Annotated in this window: 21 protein-coding genes and 1 pseudogene; 10 read left to right on the top strand and 12 right to left on the bottom strand. The window is 70.5% G+C overall.

Annotated elements, in window-relative coordinates:
- Positions 1 to 18 precede the first annotated feature (18 nt).
- Complete coding sequence (locus J7E91_RS05160) at positions 19 to 579, bottom strand: carboxymuconolactone decarboxylase family protein (RefSeq protein WP_251015220.1); 561 nt, start codon at positions 577 to 579, stop codon at positions 19 to 21.
- A gap of 78 nt (positions 580 to 657) precedes the next feature.
- Between J7E91_RS05160 and J7E91_RS05155 the strand changes: the two genes are divergently transcribed.
- The 5 genes from J7E91_RS05155 to J7E91_RS05135 all read left to right on the top strand — a co-directional run bounded on the left by J7E91_RS05155 (position 658) and on the right by J7E91_RS05135 (position 6,260).
- Positions 658 to 1,116, top strand: coding sequence for a MarR family winged helix-turn-helix transcriptional regulator (locus tag J7E91_RS05155; protein ID WP_251015213.1), 459 nt, complete (start codon positions 658 to 660; stop codon positions 1,114 to 1,116).
- Between the two features lie 114 nt (positions 1,117 to 1,230).
- The gene (locus tag J7E91_RS05150) at positions 1,231 to 2,628 is read left to right on the top strand and encodes a cellulase family glycosylhydrolase (protein ID WP_214899486.1); all 1,398 of its coding nucleotides are present in this window, start codon (positions 1,231 to 1,233) and stop codon (positions 2,626 to 2,628) included.
- A gap of 174 nt (positions 2,629 to 2,802) precedes the next feature.
- Positions 2,803 to 3,381, top strand: a complete 579-nt coding sequence (locus tag J7E91_RS05145; protein WP_214899485.1) for a hypothetical protein — start codon at positions 2,803 to 2,805, stop codon at positions 3,379 to 3,381.
- Positions 3,382 to 3,472: 91 nt separating this feature from the next.
- Complete coding sequence (locus J7E91_RS05140) at positions 3,473 to 4,930, top strand: PepSY domain-containing protein (protein WP_214899484.1); 1,458 nt, start codon at positions 3,473 to 3,475, stop codon at positions 4,928 to 4,930.
- Between the two features lie 244 nt (positions 4,931 to 5,174).
- Positions 5,175 to 6,260, top strand: coding sequence for a mechanosensitive ion channel family protein (locus tag J7E91_RS05135; RefSeq protein ID WP_214899483.1), 1,086 nt, complete (start codon positions 5,175 to 5,177; stop codon positions 6,258 to 6,260).
- A gap of 76 nt (positions 6,261 to 6,336) precedes the next feature.
- On the opposite strand, the gene J7E91_RS05130 is transcribed toward J7E91_RS05135, so the two are convergent.
- From J7E91_RS05130 to glnII, 3 genes are all read right to left on the bottom strand, one after another.
- Positions 6,337 to 6,930, bottom strand: a complete 594-nt coding sequence (locus J7E91_RS05130) for a winged helix-turn-helix domain-containing protein (protein WP_214899482.1) — start codon at positions 6,928 to 6,930, stop codon at positions 6,337 to 6,339.
- Between the two features lie 84 nt (positions 6,931 to 7,014).
- Complete coding sequence (locus J7E91_RS36670) at positions 7,015 to 7,137, bottom strand: hypothetical protein (RefSeq protein ID WP_285439032.1); 123 nt, start codon at positions 7,135 to 7,137, stop codon at positions 7,015 to 7,017.
- A 91-nt stretch (positions 7,138 to 7,228) separates the two neighbouring features.
- Positions 7,229 to 8,257: a glutamine synthetase gene (gene glnII, locus J7E91_RS05125; RefSeq protein ID WP_214899481.1), complete on the bottom strand. Its 1,029-nt coding sequence runs from the start codon at positions 8,255 to 8,257 to the stop codon at positions 7,229 to 7,231.
- 243 nt (positions 8,258 to 8,500) lie between these two features.
- Here glnII and J7E91_RS05120 point away from each other — a divergent pair, with 243 nt between their 5' ends.
- The gene (locus J7E91_RS05120; protein WP_214899480.1) at positions 8,501 to 9,400 is read left to right on the top strand and encodes a Gfo/Idh/MocA family protein; all 900 of its coding nucleotides are present in this window, start codon (positions 8,501 to 8,503) and stop codon (positions 9,398 to 9,400) included.
- Positions 9,401 to 9,496: 96 nt separating this feature from the next.
- On the opposite strand, the gene J7E91_RS05115 is transcribed toward J7E91_RS05120, so the two are convergent.
- Both J7E91_RS05115 and J7E91_RS05110 read right to left on the bottom strand, forming a co-directional pair.
- A complete protein-coding gene (locus J7E91_RS05115; protein ID WP_214899478.1) occupies positions 9,497 to 10,165 on the bottom strand; it encodes a septal ring lytic transglycosylase RlpA family protein in 669 nt (222 codons plus the stop codon).
- A 110-nt stretch (positions 10,166 to 10,275) separates the two neighbouring features.
- Positions 10,276 to 11,703, bottom strand: coding sequence for a PLP-dependent aminotransferase family protein (locus J7E91_RS05110; RefSeq protein WP_214899476.1), 1,428 nt, complete (start codon positions 11,701 to 11,703; stop codon positions 10,276 to 10,278).
- A 47-nt stretch (positions 11,704 to 11,750) separates the two neighbouring features.
- Here J7E91_RS05110 and J7E91_RS05105 point away from each other — a divergent pair, with 47 nt between their 5' ends.
- On the top strand, positions 11,751 to 12,239 hold the full coding sequence (locus J7E91_RS05105) for a carboxymuconolactone decarboxylase family protein (protein ID WP_214899475.1): 489 nt from the start codon (positions 11,751 to 11,753) through the stop codon (positions 12,237 to 12,239).
- Positions 12,240 to 12,256: 17 nt separating this feature from the next.
- Here the strand turns inward: J7E91_RS05105 and J7E91_RS05100 are convergent, their stop codons facing one another.
- Both J7E91_RS05100 and J7E91_RS05095 read right to left on the bottom strand, forming a co-directional pair.
- The gene (locus J7E91_RS05100; protein ID WP_214899474.1) at positions 12,257 to 13,072 is read right to left on the bottom strand and encodes a hypothetical protein; all 816 of its coding nucleotides are present in this window, start codon (positions 13,070 to 13,072) and stop codon (positions 12,257 to 12,259) included.
- 88 nt (positions 13,073 to 13,160) lie between these two features.
- On the bottom strand, positions 13,161 to 13,520 hold the full coding sequence (locus J7E91_RS05095; protein WP_214899473.1) for an arsenate reductase family protein: 360 nt from the start codon (positions 13,518 to 13,520) through the stop codon (positions 13,161 to 13,163).
- Positions 13,521 to 13,633: 113 nt separating this feature from the next.
- Between J7E91_RS05095 and J7E91_RS05090 the strand changes: the two genes are divergently transcribed.
- Complete coding sequence (locus tag J7E91_RS05090) at positions 13,634 to 13,906, top strand: hypothetical protein (RefSeq protein ID WP_214899472.1); 273 nt, start codon at positions 13,634 to 13,636, stop codon at positions 13,904 to 13,906.
- Positions 13,907 to 13,991: 85 nt separating this feature from the next.
- On the opposite strand, the gene J7E91_RS05085 is transcribed toward J7E91_RS05090, so the two are convergent.
- From J7E91_RS05085 to J7E91_RS05075, 3 genes are all read right to left on the bottom strand, one after another.
- A complete protein-coding gene (locus J7E91_RS05085; RefSeq protein ID WP_214899517.1) occupies positions 13,992 to 14,258 on the bottom strand; it encodes a hypothetical protein in 267 nt (88 codons plus the stop codon).
- Positions 14,255 to 14,548 (bottom strand): hypothetical protein, encoded by a 294-nt coding sequence (locus tag J7E91_RS05080; protein ID WP_214899471.1) that lies wholly within the window; start codon positions 14,546 to 14,548, stop codon positions 14,255 to 14,257. Before J7E91_RS05080 ends, J7E91_RS05085 begins: the two co-directional genes overlap by 4 nt.
- Before the next feature lie 435 nt (positions 14,549 to 14,983).
- Positions 14,984 to 16,396, bottom strand: a complete 1,413-nt coding sequence (locus J7E91_RS05075; protein ID WP_214899469.1) for a hypothetical protein — start codon at positions 16,394 to 16,396, stop codon at positions 14,984 to 14,986.
- Positions 16,397 to 16,611: 215 nt separating this feature from the next.
- Between J7E91_RS05075 and J7E91_RS05070 the strand changes: the two genes are divergently transcribed.
- On the top strand, positions 16,612 to 17,574 hold the full coding sequence (locus J7E91_RS05070) for a hypothetical protein (RefSeq protein ID WP_214899467.1): 963 nt from the start codon (positions 16,612 to 16,614) through the stop codon (positions 17,572 to 17,574).
- Positions 17,575 to 17,844: 270 nt separating this feature from the next.
- Entirely contained in the window at positions 17,845 to 18,387 is a 543-nt protein-coding gene (locus tag J7E91_RS05065; RefSeq protein ID WP_214899465.1) for a DUF1707 domain-containing protein, read from the top strand.
- Between the two features lie 142 nt (positions 18,388 to 18,529).
- Here the strand turns inward: J7E91_RS05065 and J7E91_RS35685 are convergent.
- Positions 18,530 to 18,722, bottom strand: a pseudogene (locus J7E91_RS35685) (hypothetical protein); the annotation flags it as partial.
- Positions 18,723 to 18,770 lie beyond the last annotated feature (48 nt).

Genomic DNA, 18,770 nt, shown 5'->3' with positions numbered 1-18,770 from the left:
TCCTCCCGGACCGGCCTGTCACTCCTCCCACGCGAACGGCGCGAGCCGGTCGTCCAGGGGAGCGCCGGTCATCCGGTTGGCCAGAGTCGACATCGTGTAGGCGCCGATGCCCAGGACGACTTCCAGCGCGTTCTGCGGGGTATAGCCGTGAGCCAGGAAGGTCCGGAGGGTGTCGTCACAGACGGCGCCCGAGGTCGCGACGACCTCCAGCGTGAACCGCCGTACAGCTTCCAGACGTTCGTCGCTCAGGGGCTGCTGCGGCTGCGCGCGCAGTGACTTGACCAGGCCGGCGTCGGCTCCCAGGGCGGTCAGCTTCGCCGTGTGCATCGCGACGCAGACGTGACAACCGTTGCGAGTCGCGATCGTCATGATCAGTACCTCGCGGGAGAGTGGGTCCAAGGTCGTCGACTCGAACACCGCGCTGATCTTCAGGAAGCCGTCGAGCAGGTGCGGGGAGGTCGCCAGGCGGGCGACGGGCGCGGGCAGATAGCCCAGGCGGCTTGTGGTGGCCGCCATGGAGCGGGCGGAGGCGGCGGGGGCGGTCTCGGCGGTGTGGTCGGGGAAGTGGGTCTGGGGCAGGGTCCCGGTCAAGAGTCTCCTCCGGTAGGGTCGTCAACGTGATTGACGAAAAGGTAAACCATGTTGACGAGTGGCGCAATGGCTGAGGGGTACGAGCTTCCGCTGCTGCTGTTCGCCGGATTCCGGTCGCTCATCGACGAGTTGCACGCCGAACTGGCCGAACAGGGCCATCCCGACGTCCGCCCCGCGCACGGCTTCGCCCTCCAGGCGGTCGGCCGCGACGGCGCGACCGCGGGCGAGCTGGGGCGTCGGCTCGGAGTCTCCAAGCAGGCCGCCGGCAAGACCGTCGACCGGCTGGAGCGGCTCGGTTACGTCGAACGGGTCGACGACCCCGACGACGGTCGGCGCAAGCTGGTGAGGCTTACGCCGCGCGGAGTCGACGTACTCATGCGGTCGGCCGTGATCTTCGACCGGCTGCGTGCCCGGTGGGTGGAGGCGCTGGGAGCCGAGCGGGTGGGTGAGCTGGAGTCGGACCTGCGGGCCGTGGTGCCGGTGGGGGGTGTGCGGCTGGATGCCGCAGGCTGGTTCGGGTTGTAGTTCTCGGGCGCGTGAGTCTGGTCATGCCGCGCTCGCCGTCTTAGATTGGGAGCGCTCCCATCACTCCCTTGCGAGATGTCATGAGCATGACTCCATCTAGGGAAGGGTCACCCCGTGTCGCCCAGCAACCCCGCCGCCCGGTTAAGAAATGCCGCCTTGGCCGCGGTCCTCTGCCTCTGCGCCACCCTCGGTGCGATCACCCTGCCCCCGGCCGCGCATGCCACCGACACAACCGACACCGCCGCCGCCACCGGCTTTCACGTCAGCGCCGGCGGTCGTCTCCTCGAAGCCAACGGCAACGACTTCGTCATGCGTGGCGTCAACCACGCCCACGCCTGGTACCCGAACAGGACCAGCTCCCTCGCCGACGTCAAGGCCCTCGGCGCCAACACGGTCCGCGTGGTGCTGAGCACCGGGGACCAGTGGACCAAGAACGACACGGCCGACGTCGCCGCCGTCGTCGCCCAGTGCAAGCAGAACCGGCTCATCTGCGTACTGGAGGCCCACGACACCACCGGTTACGGCGAGCAGAGCGCCGCCGTCTCCCTGTCCCGCGCGGCCGACTACTGGATCAGCGTCAAGAGCGCCCTGCAAGGCCAGGAGCAGTACGTCGTCGTCAACATCGGCAACGAGCCGTACGGCAACACCAACACCACCGGCTGGACCGCCGACACCAAGGCCGCCATCCAGAAACTGCGCGCCGCCGGATTCGGCCACACCCTGATGGCCGACGCACCCAACTGGGGCCAGGACTGGTCGCACACCATGCGGGACAACGCCGCCGCCGTCTTCGCCGCCGACCCCGAGCGCAACACCGTCTTCTCCATCCACATGTACGGCGTCTTCGACACCGCCGCCGAGATCAACGCCTACCTCAACCACTTCGTCGCCGCCCGACCGCCCATCGTGGTCGGCGAGTTCGGGCACGACCATTCCGACGGCAACCCCGACGAGGACACCATCCTCGCGACCACGCAAGCCCTCGGCCTGGGCTACCTCGGCTGGTCGTGGAGCGGCAACGGCGGCGGAGTCGAGTACCTGGACATGGCCACCGGCTTCGACCCCGCCGCCCTCACCACCTGGGGCAAGCGCATCTTCAACGGCGCGAACGGCATCGCGGCGACAGCGAAGGAGGCGACCGTCTACGCGGGCGACGGCGGCGACCCGGGCGACCCCGTCCCCACCCCCGGCTGCGCGGTCACCTATCGCGTGATCCATCAGTGGGACGGCGGATTCCAGGCCGAGCTGACCGTACGTAACACCGGCTCGTCCGCCATCAGCGGCTGGAAGCTCGCATGGTCGTACGCCAACGGCCAGACGATCAGCCAGATGTGGGGCGGTTCGCCCACCCAGAGCGGGCCCGCCGTCACGGTCGTACCGGCCTCCTACGCGTCCGAGATTCCGGCGAACGGCGGTTCTGTCGGTCTCGGCTTCCTCGGCACCTGGAACGGCGCCGCCAACAGCCACCCCGCCGCCTTCGCCCTCAACGGATCCGCGTGCTCGCAGACGTGAAACGCGCCCCTCACCGCCCCCGGCCCAGCACAGCACCACCACTTGCCACCACCAAGGCCGCCGGGATGGCAGCATGTGCGGACCATGACGGACGCCCGATCGCCCCTGCGCGCACTGCGAGCCGCACTTTTCGCGGCGGTGTGCGTCATTGCGGCAGCAGTGGGGCATTCGTCCATGTCCGGGCATGAAGTTCCGGTTTCGGCGCTGCTCGCGGCCTTCGCGGTGACGGGCGGCCTCGCCTGGACCGTGGGGCACCGGAGGCACGGGGTACTGGCCGTCGGCGGCGGACTCCTCGCCGTACAGGGAGTACTGCACCTCATCTTCGGTACGGCGCAGGGGCCGGGCACCGGCCACCACGGGATGCCCGTCGCGCACCAGCCCGTCATGGACCCCGAGACCATGGCGTCCGCCGCGTCCGCCGCGTCCGCCTCCACCCATGCCCAGGGTTCGTCGTCGCTGGCGATGACCGCCGCCCACCTGGCCGCAGCGCTCGTCTGCGGCCTGTGGCTGGCGCGCGGCGAGACGGCCCTCTTCCGGCTCGCGCGCGCCGTCGGCGCGCTGGCCTTCACGCCGCTGCGCCTGCTGCTCGCCGTCGTACGGGCCCCTGGACTGCCGGACCCGGTACGTCCCCGGGGGCCCCGCACCACGCGCCGCCACGGCCACGGCGTCGTCCTTGCGCACACGCTGTCGCGGCGCGGGCCGCCGCGGGTCCTGACGACCCGCGCCACGGCCCCCGCATTTCCCACTGTCTGACCGGTCCGACCGCTGTCCGACCGCGTGACCAGGGGGGCCGCTTCCCATGCCCCGTGACCCACGTCACCAAGTCGACACTCCGAGGGCAGTCATGGCCATTGACGACCCCGTACAGCCCGCGCACGAAACGGAAGCCGATCCGGCGACGCCGGCCGCCGCCGGCGAACGCGGCACCACCTGGAGCGCCCTGCGCCCCCTCGTCCTGCGCATCCACTTCTACGCAGGGCTGCTGATAGCCCCGCTCCTGCTGGTCGCCGCCACCAGCGGACTGCTCTACGCCCTCTCCTTCCAGGCGGAGAAGTTCCTCTACAGCAATCAACTCGAAGTCCCGGTCGGCGACCGCTCCCTGCCCGTCGGCGACCAGCTCGCGGCCGCCCGCAAGGCCCACCCCGAGGGCACGGTGACCGCAGTCTGGCCCTCCGCCGAGGACGGCGCGACGACCAGGGTGCTGATGACGACACCCGAGGTCGAGGAAGGCAAGTCGCTGGCCGTCTTCGTCGACCCGTACACCGCGGAAGTACGGGGCGAACTGGCCAGTTACGGCAGCTCCGGCGCCCTGCCGCTGCGCACCTGGCTCGACGAACTCCACCGCGACCTGCACCTCGGCGACCTCGGCCGCCACTACAGTGAACTCGCCGCCAGCTGGCTGTGGGTGGTCGCCCTCGGCGGCCTGCTGCTGTGGCTCGGGCGCAGGCGTACGGCCAGGCGCGACCTCCTCGTCCCCGAACGCGGGGCGAAGGGCCGGCGCAAGACGCTGTCCTGGCACGGCACCGTCGGCATGTGGGCGGTGCTCGGACTCGTCCTCCTCTCGGCGACCGGCCTCACGTGGTCCCGGTACGCGGGCGAGAACATCGGCGCCGTACAGGACCAGCTCGGCGGCGCCACCCCGGTCGTCTCCGCCGCGCTGACCGAGGGCGCCGGTGACGGCGGCGACGGACACGAGGGCCACGGCGACGGCCACGGGGGCGGAGGCTCCCACGAGGGCATGGCCGGCATGGACATCGGCATCGACAACGCGCTCGCCGCCGCCCGCCAGGCCGGGATCGAGGGCAAGCTCTCGGTGATCCTGCCGATGGAGGGCAGCGGTTACGTCGTCAAGGAGACCGACACCCAGTTCCCGGTCCACCTGGACTCGGTCGCCGTCGACCCCGCCGACGGCAGGGTCATCGACGAACTGCGCTTCGCCGACTACCCGCTGCTCGCCAAGCTCACCCGCTTCGGCATCGACGCCCACACCGGCGTCTTCCTCGGACTCGCCAACCAACTGGCCCTGGCAGCGCTCGCGTTCGCCCTCATCATGCTGACCGTCTGGGGCTACCGGATGTGGTGGCTGCGCAGGCCGACGAAGGAGCGCAGGCTGAGCGCGGGCCGCCCGATGCCGCGCGGCGCCTGGCGCAAGGTGCCGGTCACGGCCCTGCTGCCGCTGGCGGCGCTCACCGCGCTCGCGGGCTGGTTCGTACCGCTGCTCGGCATCAGCCTGCTGGTGTTCCTCGCGGTGGATCTGGTGCTGGGGCTGGTGGCGAGGGTCCGTACCCGTACGGCGGCCTGAGCCGGGGGAGACCCGCCCGTAACGGACACGGTCCGGTACGGGCGGGCCTCCCCGTCGCACCCGTCGCACCCGTCGCACCTGCCGTGCACCGCACCCACTCACCTGCGCCCAGGGCGTCCTGATCCCATGTCAGGAACCGACGGGCCGACGAAGATCCCAGGCGGGGGCACCTGGGCCCCGACAAGCCGCATGCGGCAGGATGACGATGCGCGCATCCCTCGGAGACCACGGGAGAGAATCACTGATGTACCGGGCCCTCACACTGCACGACGTGATCGTCGCCGGAATCGCGGTGGCCGTCGGCATCGCGGCAGGACTGCTCCTGAGAGCGACCCTGCGGTGGCTGGGAGAACGGGCCCGCAGGACACGGTGGAGCGGGGACGACGTCATCGTCGACGCCCTGCGGACCTTGATCCCGTGGGCGGCGATCGCGGCAGGCGCGGCGGCTGCCGCGGCGGCGCTTCCGCTGACCCCCACGACCGGGCGCAACGTCAACATGACGCTGACCGCCCTGCTCATCCTGGCCGGTACCCTCACGGCGGCCAGGGTGATCGCCAATCTGGTGCAGTCCGTGGCGCAGTCGAGGTCGGGAGTGGCCGGTTCGGCCACCATATTCGTCAACATCACGCGCGTCGTGGTGCTCGCGATGGGTTTCCTCGTCGTACTGCAGACCCTCGGCGTCTCCATCGCACCGCTGCTCACGGCGCTGGGCGTGGGCGGTCTGGCGGTCGCTCTCGCGCTGCAGGACACGCTGGCCAACCTGTTCGCGGGCGTGCACATCCTCGCCGCGAAGACGGTGCAGCCCGGCGACTACATCCGCCTCAGCAGCGGCGAAGAGGGCTATGTCGTCGACATCAACTGGCGCAACACCGTGGTGCGCAACCTGTCGAACAACCTGGTCATCATCCCGAACGCACAGCTCGCCGGCACCAACATGACCAACTTCAGCCAGCCGGAACAGCAGTTGTCGATCATGGTTCAGGTGGGAGTCGGCTACGACAGCGACCTGGAGCACGTCGAGCGCGTCACGACCGAGGTCGTCGAGAGCGTGATGACCGAGATCACCGGCGCCGTCCCCGACCACGAACCGGCCGTGCGTTTCCACACGTTCGGAGATTCCAGGATCGGCTTCACGGTGATTCTGGGGGTGGGTGAGTTCAGTGACCAGTACCGGATCAAGCACGAGTTCATCAAGCGCCTGCACCAGCGCTACCGGGCCGAGGGCATCGCGGTCCCCGCGCCCAAGCGGACCGTGACGGTGCAGCAGGGCGAGGTTCCGAAGCCGATGGCGATCCCGCACCAGCGCGAGGCGACCGATCCGGTGCTCTAGCGCCCGCGCCCCCGGACCCCTGGGCTCCCCCCGGCCGGGCGGACGGCTCACCGCCCGGCCCGCCCGGCCCAGGAATTCAGCGCTGAGGAACGGTGTATTTGTAACCAACCCGCCGCACCGTCTGGATCGTGGCGCGGTGCTCGGGGCCGAGCTTGCGGCGGAGGCGGGCGATGTGGACGTCGACGGTCCGGCCGTCACCGACATGCCCGTAACCCCACACCGTGGTCACCAACTGGTCGCGGGTGTGCACCCGGTCGGGGTGCGCCACCAGATGCGCGAGCAGCTCGAATTCGAGGTACGTGAGGTCCAGCGCCCGCCCGTCCACCTCGGCGGTGCGCCGGGCCCCGTCGATCCGCACGGGTCCGCCGCCCGGCGCCTCGCCCTCCCCCTCGGAAACAGGTGTGACGGCCGGCTGCTGATCGGCCGGTACGAGCACCAGATAGCCGATCATCGGCGGCTGCCCCGGCAGCGCGGGAAGCGCGTGCCGGGGCGCGGGCAGCCAAGTGGCGCCCGGCGGAAGGAAGTCGCCCACGGCGAGGCCCCCTTCATGAGCCCCGCCGGTACGCACCAATTCGTCCCGGTCTACGGCCCGCAGCCGGTGCCGGTCGAGGGGAGTGGGCACCTGGGTCCGGGCCTGGAGTGCAGCGGAGAAGGTACGGGTGTTCGCCATGAGAGGTCAGCTCTTTCGCGCGGAGGAGTCGTCGAGGGACGTACTGCGTCGTGCGCGCTGGACCGAAGACCGGGGTGAACGGCTTTAGAGGGCCCGCGCGTTCGCCGCGCGACGACACACCCGGTCGAAGTCGTGATGCTGACGGGAAGGCCAGAACGGCTCCAGGTCGCTGCGACCCGTCGCGGTGTAGTACTGGTGGCCGACCATGAGCCCTATTGAAGCAGACGTCCGCCCGCGACGGCACGCGAAGGGGGCGCCCGCCGGATCGGCGGGCGCCCCCAGTCGCTGTGGTGCGGGATCAGACCTGGCCGGCCTTCTCCAGCGCGGTGCAGCAGGTGTCGACGATCAGGCGCGTGACGACGTACGGGTCGACGTTCGCGTTCGGGCGGCGGTCCTCGATGTAGCCCTTCTGCTCCTGGCCGACCTGCCACGGGATACGGACCGAGGCGCCACGGTCGGAGACGCCGTAGCTGTACTCGTTCCACGGGGCGGTCTCGTGCAGACCGGTGAGGCGGTCGTCGATGCCCGCGCCGTAGTTCTTGACGTGGTCCATCGGCTTCGAGCCCTCGCCCAGCGACTCGCACGCGGTGATGATCGCGTCGTAACCCTCGCGCATCGCCTTCGTCGAGAAGTTGGTGTGCGCGCCCGCGCCGTTCCAGTCGCCCTTGACCGGCTTGGGGTCGAGGGTCGCGGAGACGTTGAAGTCCTCGGCGGTGCGGTAGAGCAGCCAGCGGGCGACCCACAGCTGGTCGGCGACCTCCAGCGGCGCCAGCGGGCCGACCTGGAACTCCCACTGGCCGGGCATGACCTCGGCGTTGATGCCGGAGATGCCCAGGCCGGCGGCGAGGCAGTGGTCGAGGTGCTTCTCGACGATCTCGCGGCCGAAGATCTCGTCCGCGCCGACGCCGCAGTAGTAACCGCCCTGCGCGGCCGGGAAGCCGTTGACCGGGAAGCCGAGCGGGCGCGAGCCGTCGAAGAAGGTGTACTCCTGCTCGATGCCGAAGATCGGCTCCTGGCCGGCGAACTGCTCGGCGACCGGACGCAGCAGTGCACGCGTGTTGGACTCGTGCGGCGTCATGTCGATGTTCAGGACCTCGCACATGACGAGTACGTCACCAGTGCTGTCACCGCCGCGGATCGGGTCCGGGCAGGAGAACACGGGCTTCAGCACGCGGTCGGACGAGTGGCCCACGGCCTGGTTGGTGCTGGATCCGTCGAAGCCCCAGATGGGCAGCTCGGCGCCATCGGCCAGTATCTTCGTCTTCGAGCGAAGCTTGGCGGTCGGCTCGGTGCCGTCGATCCAGATGTACTCGGCCTTGAAGGTCACGGACGCCATCCTTTGCGGGTGCTGCTGCGGTGCTGCGGCTTGTGAGGGCAGCTTCGCAAGCGCTGATTTCCCGTCCGTTGCCCGATTGTGAACCCCGTGTTACTCAGGTTTCCTGCGCGTCACAAGCGCTTGCGCGCCACGAAGCCGGGGCCGGACGAAGCCGGGGCCGGACGAAGCCGTAGAGCCGGGCCAGGGGCGCCTGCCGCCGTGCCCGCCGCCGTGTACAACGGCACACTGGCGGGCATGACCGCATCGTTGATCAGGCCGCGCATCGGACTTCTCGGCACCGGCCCCTGGGCGGCCGGCACCCAGGCACCGGCGCTCGCGGCGCACCCCGGCGTCGACTTCGCCGGCGTGTGGGGCCGCAGGCCCGAGGCGGCCGCCGCGCTCGCCGCCGCCCACGGCACCACGCCGTACGACGACGTCGACACCCTCTTCGCGGCGTGCGACGCGGTCGCGATCGCGCTGCCCCCGGACGTCCAGGCCCCGCTGGCGGTACGGGCGGCGGAGGCCGGGTGTCACTTGCTGCTGGACAAGCCGCTGGCGACGACGGTGACGGGGGCACGGGAGGTCGTCCGGGCGGCCGAGAAGGCGGGCGTGGCGTCGGTGATCTTCTGCACGCTGCGTTTCGCGACGGGCACGACGGAGTGGATCGCCGAACAGGCCGCGGCGGACGGCTGGTTCACGGCACACGCGCGGTGGCTCGGCGCGCTGTACTCGCCCGGTGCGGACAGTCCGTACGCCGCATCCCCGTGGCGCGGCGAGAAGGGCGCGCTGTGGGACGTGGGGCCGCACGCCCTGTCCGTACTCCTGCCGGTGCTGGGCGACGTTACGTCGACGACCGCGGCGGCGGGTCTCGGAGACACCGCCCACCTCGTACTGCGGCACACCTCGGGCGCGACGAGCACGGTGACGCTCAGCCTGAGCGCCCCGGCGGCCTCGGCAGGTGCGACGGTCGAACTGCGGGGCAGGGCGGGCGTGGCCGAACTGCCCGCGTGGGGCGGTGGGACCGAGTCCTTCGGCGCGGCCGTGGACGCCCTGCTGCACGCCGTACGCACCGGCGAATCCCACCCGTGCGACGCGGCCTTCGGCCTGCGGCTCACCGAGATCCTGGCCGAAGCGGAGTCACAACTGCGCCGCTGAGCGGCCGGCGTACGCGAAACCTCCCCGCGTACGCCGGCACTGAGCGCCCACCCGGCTTCCGCCCCGGCCGACCGGGGCGGAAGGGACCGGGGTCTCCTACCCGACGCGCTCGATCCGCGCGTTGCGGATCAGGAACTTGCCGGGCTCACGCACCTGCTCGAAGGCGGCGTTGTTGAGCAGCGCACAGCTGCCGGACGCCGAAGTCACCTCAACGGTGGTCGACTTGGAGTTGTCGAGGTTCGTGACCTTGAGCTGAGTGCCGACAGGGAACTCCCCGCTGGAGGCGGCAGGCGCCCCGCCCTCACCGGACAGCGTGACGGTGGATCCGGCGCACACGACCTCACCGGCCGGCGCCGGGTCGCCCGGATCCTGAGCCGGCGGCCGGGTGGCGGCCCCTCCGTCGCCGCCACCCGCCCCCGCATCCGCACCACCACCTTCCTCCGGCGGGGCCGTCTCGTCCGCAGGCGGCGCCGCCCCGGCGTCGGGCGGGGCCGCCGCGTCGCACCCGGACGCCGCCTGCTTACGTTTGATCTCCTCGATGACCGCCTCCCGGTTGGCGATCCGCGCGGCCGACTGCGCGTCGGGAGTGGCACGCTGCCCGGCGATGAACTGCTCGTTGTTGCTCAGCGCGGCGGCCAGCCCGTCGCAGGCGACCGAGGCCTGACTGGTGCCGGTCATCACCACGGCGGTTCCCGCGACCAGTGCGGCCGCGCCCGCGAGCAGAGCGAGCTTCTTCTTGCGGCTGAGGGTCTTCTTGCGCGACACGTGCGACTCCTGTCCCCGGCCGTGTGCGCCACGACCGGATGGGTTCCGTGTGCCGTTACGTACGAGTAGCAACCCCGTCCGTCTCAATCACCCCAGCAACAACTTCCGCATCAGGCAGGCGGCAACGCCCGGCACAGCGCGTCCAACGCCCCCGCGTACGCGTGCTCGGCAGGTGTCGAGTACCCCACCACCAGCCCGTCCCGCTCCCCACCACCCGGCGCCCCGCCCCCACTCCTGCTGTCCGGATGCCGGTAACCGGACAGCCCCTCCACCGCCAGCCCCTGCCACGCCGCCGCCTTCACCACCGCCCGCTCCGTGCCGGGCGGCAGTTCCAGCACGGCGTGCAGCCCCGCCGCGATCCCCGTCACGCGCACGTGCGGCGCCCGCTCGGCCAGTACCTCGACCAACCGGTCGCGCCTGCGCCGGTGGCGCTGTCGCATCCGGCGCACATGACGGTCGTACGCACCCGACTCGACGAAGTCCGCCAGCGTCAGCTGCTCCGTCGCGCTCGACCACTGCTCACGCTCGCCCTTCGCCTCCACGACGCCGTCCACGAGCCGCTCCGGCAGCACCATCCAGCCGATCCGCAGCGTCGGCGAAAGGCTCTTGCTGACCGACCCGATCAGCACCACATGCTCGGGGTCGAGTCCCTGCACCGCACCCACCGGCTGCCGGTCGTAACGGAACTCGCCGTCGTAGTCGTCCTCCAGGACCAGCCCGCCGGTGGCCCGCGCCCAGTCCACGACGGCCGCCCGCCGCTCCGGATGCAGCGGCCCCCCGGTCGGGAACTGGTGCGCGGGAGTGAGCAGTACGGTCCCCGGCCCGGCCAGCTCGCCCACCCTGGCCCCGTCCTCGTCGACCCCGACCGGCACGGTACGTACGCCCTCGTCCGCCAGCAGCGCGCGGTGGAACGGCAGCCCGTACGCCTCCACCGCCCACGTCCCGCCCACCACCCGGGCCAGCAGCCGCAGCGCGTGCGCCGCACCCGAGCACAGCACGATCCGCCCGGCGTCCGCCCGTACCCCGCGCACCCGCGCGAGATACTCCGCGAGCGCCTGCCGCAGCTCCGCCCTGCCCCGTGGATCGCCGGGCCCGAACGCGTCGTTGGGCGCGGCGGTCAGCGCCCGGCGGGCCGAGGCGAGCCAGGCGCCGCGCGGAAAGGCGGCGGGGTCGGGCCTGCCCTGGACGAGGTCGTACGCCGGACGGGCGTCCCGTGCGGGGGTGCGGGGCCGGGGCGCGGGTGCGGCCGGAGCGGCCCGCCGCGCGACGCGCGTACCGGACCCCTGCCTGGCCGTCAGCCAGCCCTCCGCGACCAATTCGGCGTACGCGTCGGCGACCGTATTGCGGGCGAGCCCGAGGTCGGCGGCGAGGGAACGGTACGGAGGCAACCGTGTCCCCGGGGCGAGCCGCCCGCCGCGGATCGCCTCACGCAGCGCTCGCATGAGCACGGCGCGCCGACTGCCGCGGCCGGCGCCGCCAAGCTCCAGAAGCAGATCGCTGCCGAGCCCCTCCGCATAATTGACCCAGGATTCCGCCACTCAAATGCACCTCTTCTCCGGTCGCCTGCGCGCATAAATTCGTACCCATGACGACGACAGAGATCAAGCAGACGCCCGCCACTTCCCCCCGCCTCAACTTCGCCAAGGCCGCCCCCAAGGCGTTCAAGGCCGTGATCGGCCTCGACGCCGCCGCGCGCGAGGGCCTCGACCCGACGCTGGTCGATCTGGTCCAGATCCGCGCCTCGCACCTCAACCACTGCGCGTACTGCCTGCACATGCACACCTCCGACGCCCGCAAGGCGGGCGAGAGCGAGGAGCGGCTGCACATGGTCGCGGTGTGGAAGGAGGCAGCACACTTCTTCTCCGCCAAGGAGCGGGCGGCACTTGCCCTCACGGACGCGGTGACACTGGTGGCGGACGCCGGCGTTCCGGACGACGTGTACGCGCGGGCGTCGGCCCACTTCGACGACCAGGAACTGGCCCAGCTCCTGGCGCTGATCTTCGCGATCAACACCTGGAACCGCATCGCACTGGCGACCAGGAAGACGGCGGGCGAGGACGAACGAGTGTCCTGACCCGCCCGCGACCGCCATCACCCGGAGCCGGTCGACGCCTTCCCCTGCTCGTGCGCCGTGATGTTCCCGTTGACGTACGTCAGGAGCTCGGTGGCCTGCTCGGTGAGTTCCGCCTCGCGCGTCTCGGAGCCGTCCGCCCACTGCGCATTGGAGAAGACCACCGACCGTACCGTCATCAGCCGCCTGAACACCCCGGCCGAACCTGGCGGTACGGTCGGCAGGCCGGCCTCGGGCGGCGGATCGAGCGAGACGACCTGGTAGGTGACCGGGTCCATCGAGACCATCCCGAAGACCGACGCCGCGTCCTCGGCCCGCTTGAGGCTGAGTACGCCGACCGTCACCTGCGAGCGCCGCTCGGCGTCGGTGAACAGCGCGGACGTCAGCTGCAGACAGCCACCGCCCTGCGCGGTGATCGCGGCGAGTTCCTGGGACATGCCGCGCTCGCACTCGGTGGTGGTGCCGACGTCGACCCGGTGGTAGACGGCGCCGTCGGCGAGCCGCACGGTCTTCTCCGGGAAGGCCTGGGTGGGGCGTACAACGGGACGGGCGAGCAGCGAGGGAAGAGCGGCGGGCGCGTCGGAGGGGAGCACGGCACTGACCGAGGGGACGGGGGCGGCCGAGGGGGACGACGAGAACGACGAGGACGCCGACGGCGTATCAGCCGTACCGGCCTTGCCGACGTACAGCACCGCACCCACCGCCACGGCGGAGACCACGGCCAGCGCGGCCACCGCGCCGCCGGCTATGAGCCAGGTCCGTCGCACGGGCGGCGGGGGCGGGGGCGGAAACGGGGGCGGGTAGGAACCGTACGGGCCATGATCACCAAGAGTCATGGCCGCGGAGGGTAGCAGCGAAGTCCCGCCAAGGTCTTGTCAGGCGACAAACGCCCCAAACCACCCTCGGCCCCCCAGGGTTGGCCGGTCATCGCGACATGGCGTCCCGCACCGCCTCGTCCGTGCGCGCCACCACAGCCGTACCGTCCTCAGCGGTGATGATCGGCCGCTGGATCAGCTTCGGATGCTCGGCGAGCGCCGCCACCCACCGGTCCCGCGAACCGGCGTCCCGCGCCCAGTCCTTGAGCCCCAGCTCCTTCGCCGCCGCCTCCTGCGTGCGCGTGATGTCCCACGGTTCGAGCCCGAGCCGCTCCAGCACCGCACGGATCTCGTCCTGGGTCGGTACGTCCTCCAGGTAGCGGCGCACGGTGTAGTCGGCGCCCTCCTCGTCCAGCAGATGCAGCGCGCTGCGGCACTTGGAACACGCGGGATTGATCCAGATCTCCATGGCCACAACCGTACCTTCAGCCACCCGCCAAACACCCGCTGGCCAGGGCCGATTGTCAGTGGTGGCCAGTAAAATCGAAGGAGTCAGAGAGGGTTCCCGACCGCCCCAGGAGGATGCCCATGGCCGCAGCCGCACTGTTCTCGATCGCTCCCCAGCCCCTGCCGAAGACCCCACTGCCGGCCGGGCGGCCGCGCGCGTGGTACGAGACGCACAACCGCCGCCTCAAGGCCATGCGCCTGGCCATAGCCCTGCTCGACACCGGCGTGTACCACCCGTCCCAGGCCCCCGACCGCAAGATCCGCACCACCGCGGAGCGCATCGGCATCCACCCGCCGTCGGACACGACCTGCCGCATGGTCCGCACCCTGATCCGCTACGGCCGCTGAACCGAGGCAGTGCCCCGCTGACCACAACGGCGAGGGCCGCCACCCGGGATTCGGGTGGCGGCCCTCAACGCTGCTGTCGCGCGATTTAGAGGTCCTCGCCCCGCCCTGCTTCGGGCTCTCCGGATGTATGGCTTCTCCTACCGGGGTCGACCGCGAGTGCGCCCGGGTCGGTGACTGTTGCTGAGTGATCCCGAGAGCCGGGATCGGTACCACCGCTCAGTTCGTGCCGCACCTGCCGCCACGCGCGGATGATCTGTGGCAGCCTCGACAGCACCTCGCTGATCTGCGTCAGCAGTAGCGTGACGCAACCGAACGCGGCGAGGATGACGAGGGTCACTTCGTCCCACTTCATGGAGCGGCCTCCACCCTCTGCTGGGCCGGGTCGCGCCGCGCGGACAGGCGCAGGGGCGCGCGGCCGAGTCTGATCTCGATTTGGTCGCCGACGACACGCGCGACGGCAGCGGGGATGCCGACGGGCGCGCTGGTAAGCGAGGCGGCCACATCGTCGGCATTGGGGAAGCCGTTCCATCTGAGCGTCCAACGGCGACCCGACCCGCTGAGCTGCTTCTCGTACCGGTCCTCATCTCCGTTGTGGTGCCGGCCTGGGCGTTTCAGCCGGTCGGAGAACCAGTTGCCAATCAAAGGTCTGCCGACGGTGTGGAAATCCCATCGGGGCGAAGGACACGGTGCGCCGTTCCAGGTCCCAGTCCCGCGATGGGGTTGCCAGCCCCCTGGGCGGTTGAGGGTGCCGTCGCGTGGAATGGCGCCGAGAGCGGCTTGCCTGGGCTCGCTCAGGAACTGCATACGGGAGCGGGCCAGGGTTTTACCAGTGCTTCTGGGCATGTCGATACCTCACTCCACCCCGGCTGGCAGTTCAGGTCACATACCTGGTGAACCACTGGTGTCAGTGTGCGGAGTTGGGCGAACCACGCCCATGTGCGGCGACCTCGGGTGCCGGGGCCCGGAGGGAAATGCCGCCCACCGACTCTCCGCGAGCCGGATTCATCGATGGTCTTACCTCGGTGCGAGGGCTTTCCGACCCGGTCCGATGAGCGGACGGGCGGCCCGAGTAGCGCGCTAGCCGAGCAGGGCTTGGTGAGAAATCCAGTCGAGGGCGTCCGCCCCCAGTTGGTCGGGCGCTTCGAGCAACGCGGCCTCCACCGCCGCGAGGTCGGTGAGCGCCTCGGGTGCGCCTGACCGGTCCAGGACGGCGAGATGCTCCATCGCCGAGGCGACGGCGCTGGGCCAGCCCGGCATGCCGAAGTGGGTGGGAGCCTTGAACGTGGCCGAAGTGGCTCTATGCAGCAGCGCCGCGCGCCAGCCCTGTTCACGCATCACCTCCGCGGTGAACCAGACCCGGTCGTCGACGTGCTGTACGAACTCCGCCACGGATTCGGACACCGTTCGCAGCGCGAATCCCGAGCCGCCGGCCCACGGAAGATCTACGTCCGAGGCGACTGCCACGAACGCGAGCAGCGCCTCGGGCCCATCCTCCCGCGCGGCCACCAGCGCCGTGCGGGCCCTGCGGTACAGATCGACGCTCTGCGCGAAGATCTCTCCATCACTCGGCCCGTCGTCGGCCGTGTGGATCTCGTCCAGCGGCCCCTCGCGCCAGGCGTCGGCGACCAGACCGACCGCCGCCGCACTCACCAGGACGTCCGTGTCGTCCGCGTCGATGCCGAAGTGCGCCAGGGCAACGGGGGCCTGCTCCTCGATGCCCGGAAGCAGCGAGCGCTTCTCCTCGGCCTCGGACTTCCCCAGAAGAGCCGCGAGCCGAGGTGACAGGGGTTCGGGCTCTGGTTGCTCCACGGTGATTCCGTGCTCCGCCAGATCCTCGAAGACGGCTTCCGGCCCGCAGTCGATGTGTGAGGAGTCATGACGTCCCGAGCAGCCTTCCGGGCACTCGAACTCCTCGCACATCTCCGGCTCTTCGGGCTGCGCCTCGTTGATCAGGTGGTAGGCGAGCCGCTCCGCCACCGCCTCGCGCGCCGTGATCATGGCCAGGTCGAGCCGGAAGGCCTCGTTCCTCAGCTCCGAGTCCTTGCGATCCACAGAGGCGGGCGGCTCCGGCGCGTCCGGGACCCAGGCGCATGCCGATTCCAGCGAAACCAGCAGCCAGGCGACCCGCAGCGGCTCGGTGTCACCATCCCGGGCCAGCCCGGCCACGGCCTCCGCGGCCTGCCGCACACTGTCAAGCCGGGCGAGATGCCGCTCACGCACCGGCAGCCAGCCCGCGGACTCCGCTTGCGCCCGCGCGGCGTCCTGGGCCAGCGCGGCGTCGCGGGCCCGCCGCGCCCGGGCGACCAACCGGGTCAGACAGGGGTGGCAGCCGAACAGTCCCGACTCAGGCGTCGGTCCGAGCGGTACGGGCAGCCGATCCCCGAAGGGCTTGTTGCAGAGGCAGCAGTCCAGTGCTCCCAGCTGCCGGGAGGTGGGGACGGTCGGCAGCGCGGACCGGATCATGGCACGGGCATAGTCAGGGATGTGCACGGGCGGGCAACTCCTTAGAAGGCGGCGCCGGTTCGCTCACGACGCTGACTCCATGCTCCGGGCCGTCTCCGATCGCTTGTCGTCGATTGACGGCCAGGACAAGAAAGTTGGCGCAATCTGACATGTGGCCACGCTGTCTGCGACTTCTAGGCTCTTGGCGATACCTGGCGGTCATCCCGACCGCTGCCTGAAAGACCGAAGGGATCCGCCGTTCCGTGGCCACCGACACCGTCCCTCCTCCGAACGAAGCCCACCAGGAGCTGGTACGCGCCCTGGAAGAACTCCACCGGGCGGCGGGCCACCCCGGCATGCGGAAGGTAAGTGCTCTGATCGCTGAGGGCGACCACCCGGCGCTCGTCAGCCACGAGGGAGTCCGTACGACCCTCAAGGGCCTGACCATCCCGCGCTGGGAGACCGTGCAGTCGATCGTGGCAGTGCTCGCCGCCGCCTGTGTCGATCCGCCCCGGGACCCGACGGCCGAGGTGGCGCGGTTCCTACCCCTGTGGCGCGCGGTGCGGGAGGGAGAGCCGGGTGGCATGAAGTCGGCCCGGGAACTGGCCCTGTCGCAGGGCTGGGGGCCGGATGGCGGGCAGTGGACCGCCGAGGCGGTCCTTGGCATGATGATCAACCCGTTCAATGCCATCGAGATCGACCCCTCGCTCGCGGTGCCGCACGAGCCGGTGGTCTCGGAGGACGAATGGGTGCAGGTCGGTGTCCGCCTCATCGAGGAGCACGGTGCCGAGTTCGCTCTGCGTGCCCTCCTGCGGACCTTGAAGGGCGACTACCTCGGTGCCGAGGAAGGTACCCCCTTCGGTTACCACTACCCGGACCAGGCGGCGGTCGACGCGCACACGGCCTTCCGCTACGGCTGCGATCTGATCCTCCAGCGCCTGGCGGTCGAGCCGAACCTCCTCCAGCGGTCGATCAGCGCTATGCACGCCGACGAGACCATGGACCGTGAGGACCGCATCGAGATGCTGCGCGCCGAATCGGACGCGTACTTGATGCGGGAGGTCATGACCGCGACCCCGGAGACCTGGCACGAACTCTCCGAGGAGGCACACCATCAGATCTTCGGCTATCTCATCAAGGAGATCGGTCCGGTGGGCAGATTCGGGCTTCCGCCGGACCAGCGGTTCCGCATCACCTGGCGCATTCCCGAGCCGTCGGCGGCGTAGTTTTCGTCGGGAAGTCTTTTCCGGCAGGCCGTAACGCCTTCGGCCCGGGACTTCAGGGTGAATGCGACCGGAGCAAGGTACTGATCAGCCAGACCAAGTCTCAGCCCGATGGAGTCCGAGGCTCGTACTCGTTAGTGCTGTAACCGCATAGGTCAGCAAGGTCGGGCGATCAAGGCCATGTTGACGAGCGGTCAGCCTCCCCACTGGACGCCTCGCCCCGCTACGGATCTTGGCGTGTTCGCATCGTCGGCACGGCACTAGAGTGAAACGGTGACCCCTCTGCCGGAAGACCCGCTGTCACGGATCAGTGAAGACGACCGTGACACGGCTGTGCAGCGCCTGCAGGACGCGTACGCCGAAGGGCACATCTCGCACGAGGAGATGGACGAATGCCTCGACCAGGTGCTCACTGCCAACACGCACAGCGAGCTCGTGTCGGCTCTGGCCTCACTCCCGGCGGAGAATGCGGGCACCACGTCCACGATTGCCGCCGCCGGCGGACGGATCCGGCGGCGCGGCGCATGGCGGGTACCTCGGATGCTCAAGGTCGAGTCCGCATTCGGAAGAGTGCACCTGGACCTGTCCCGGGCGGTCATCGAGCATTCGGTAGTCGACATCGAGTTGCAACTCGGCACCGGCAGGGCGAAGATCACGGTGCCCCGCGACGCGATAGTCGACGTCGAGGATCTACGCACCGGGTGGAAGGACTTGCTCTACAAGACCCGGCGGCGCTCCCGCCCCGGCGGGCCCAGGATCCGGATCTCTGGAACCATGGGGTTCGGGCGGTTGAAGATCCGCCACGCGTGGCGTTGAGATTCCATCCGGCACCAGGACCGCCTGTCCGGCACTTCTTCGTCCCCGCTCGGCCGCTAGTGCTGTGACCGCATGGGTTCGGCGGCCAGGACGTCGTGGTGGCGGGCGCTGGCGTTGCGCCGGCCAAGGTAGGTGGCGAGTTGCGCAGTGACCAGCGGGTGAAGGGCTGGCCGAGCCTGACCGGTCGGGTGATGGCCGTCTGGATGACGAAGTCCTCGTCGGCCTGGACCAGCTGGTCGATCACCGGCACATGGTGCCCGCCGACTGAGGCCGGCAGAATCATCGCGCCGGTAGCGCACCGAACTGGTGCTGCATCCAACCGCCACGACCACCAACCCGGCGAACCTATGCGGTCACAGCACTAGGGCCTGTGTGATGTCGTG

Origin of the sequence: Streptomyces sp. ISL-99 (assembly GCF_018614005.1) — a bacterium.
Lineage (GTDB): Bacteria > Actinomycetota > Actinomycetes > Streptomycetales > Streptomycetaceae > Streptomyces > Streptomyces flavidovirens.
The sequence above is the reverse complement of the archived record's forward strand: the minus strand, read 5'-3'. Positions and strand labels throughout refer to the sequence as shown.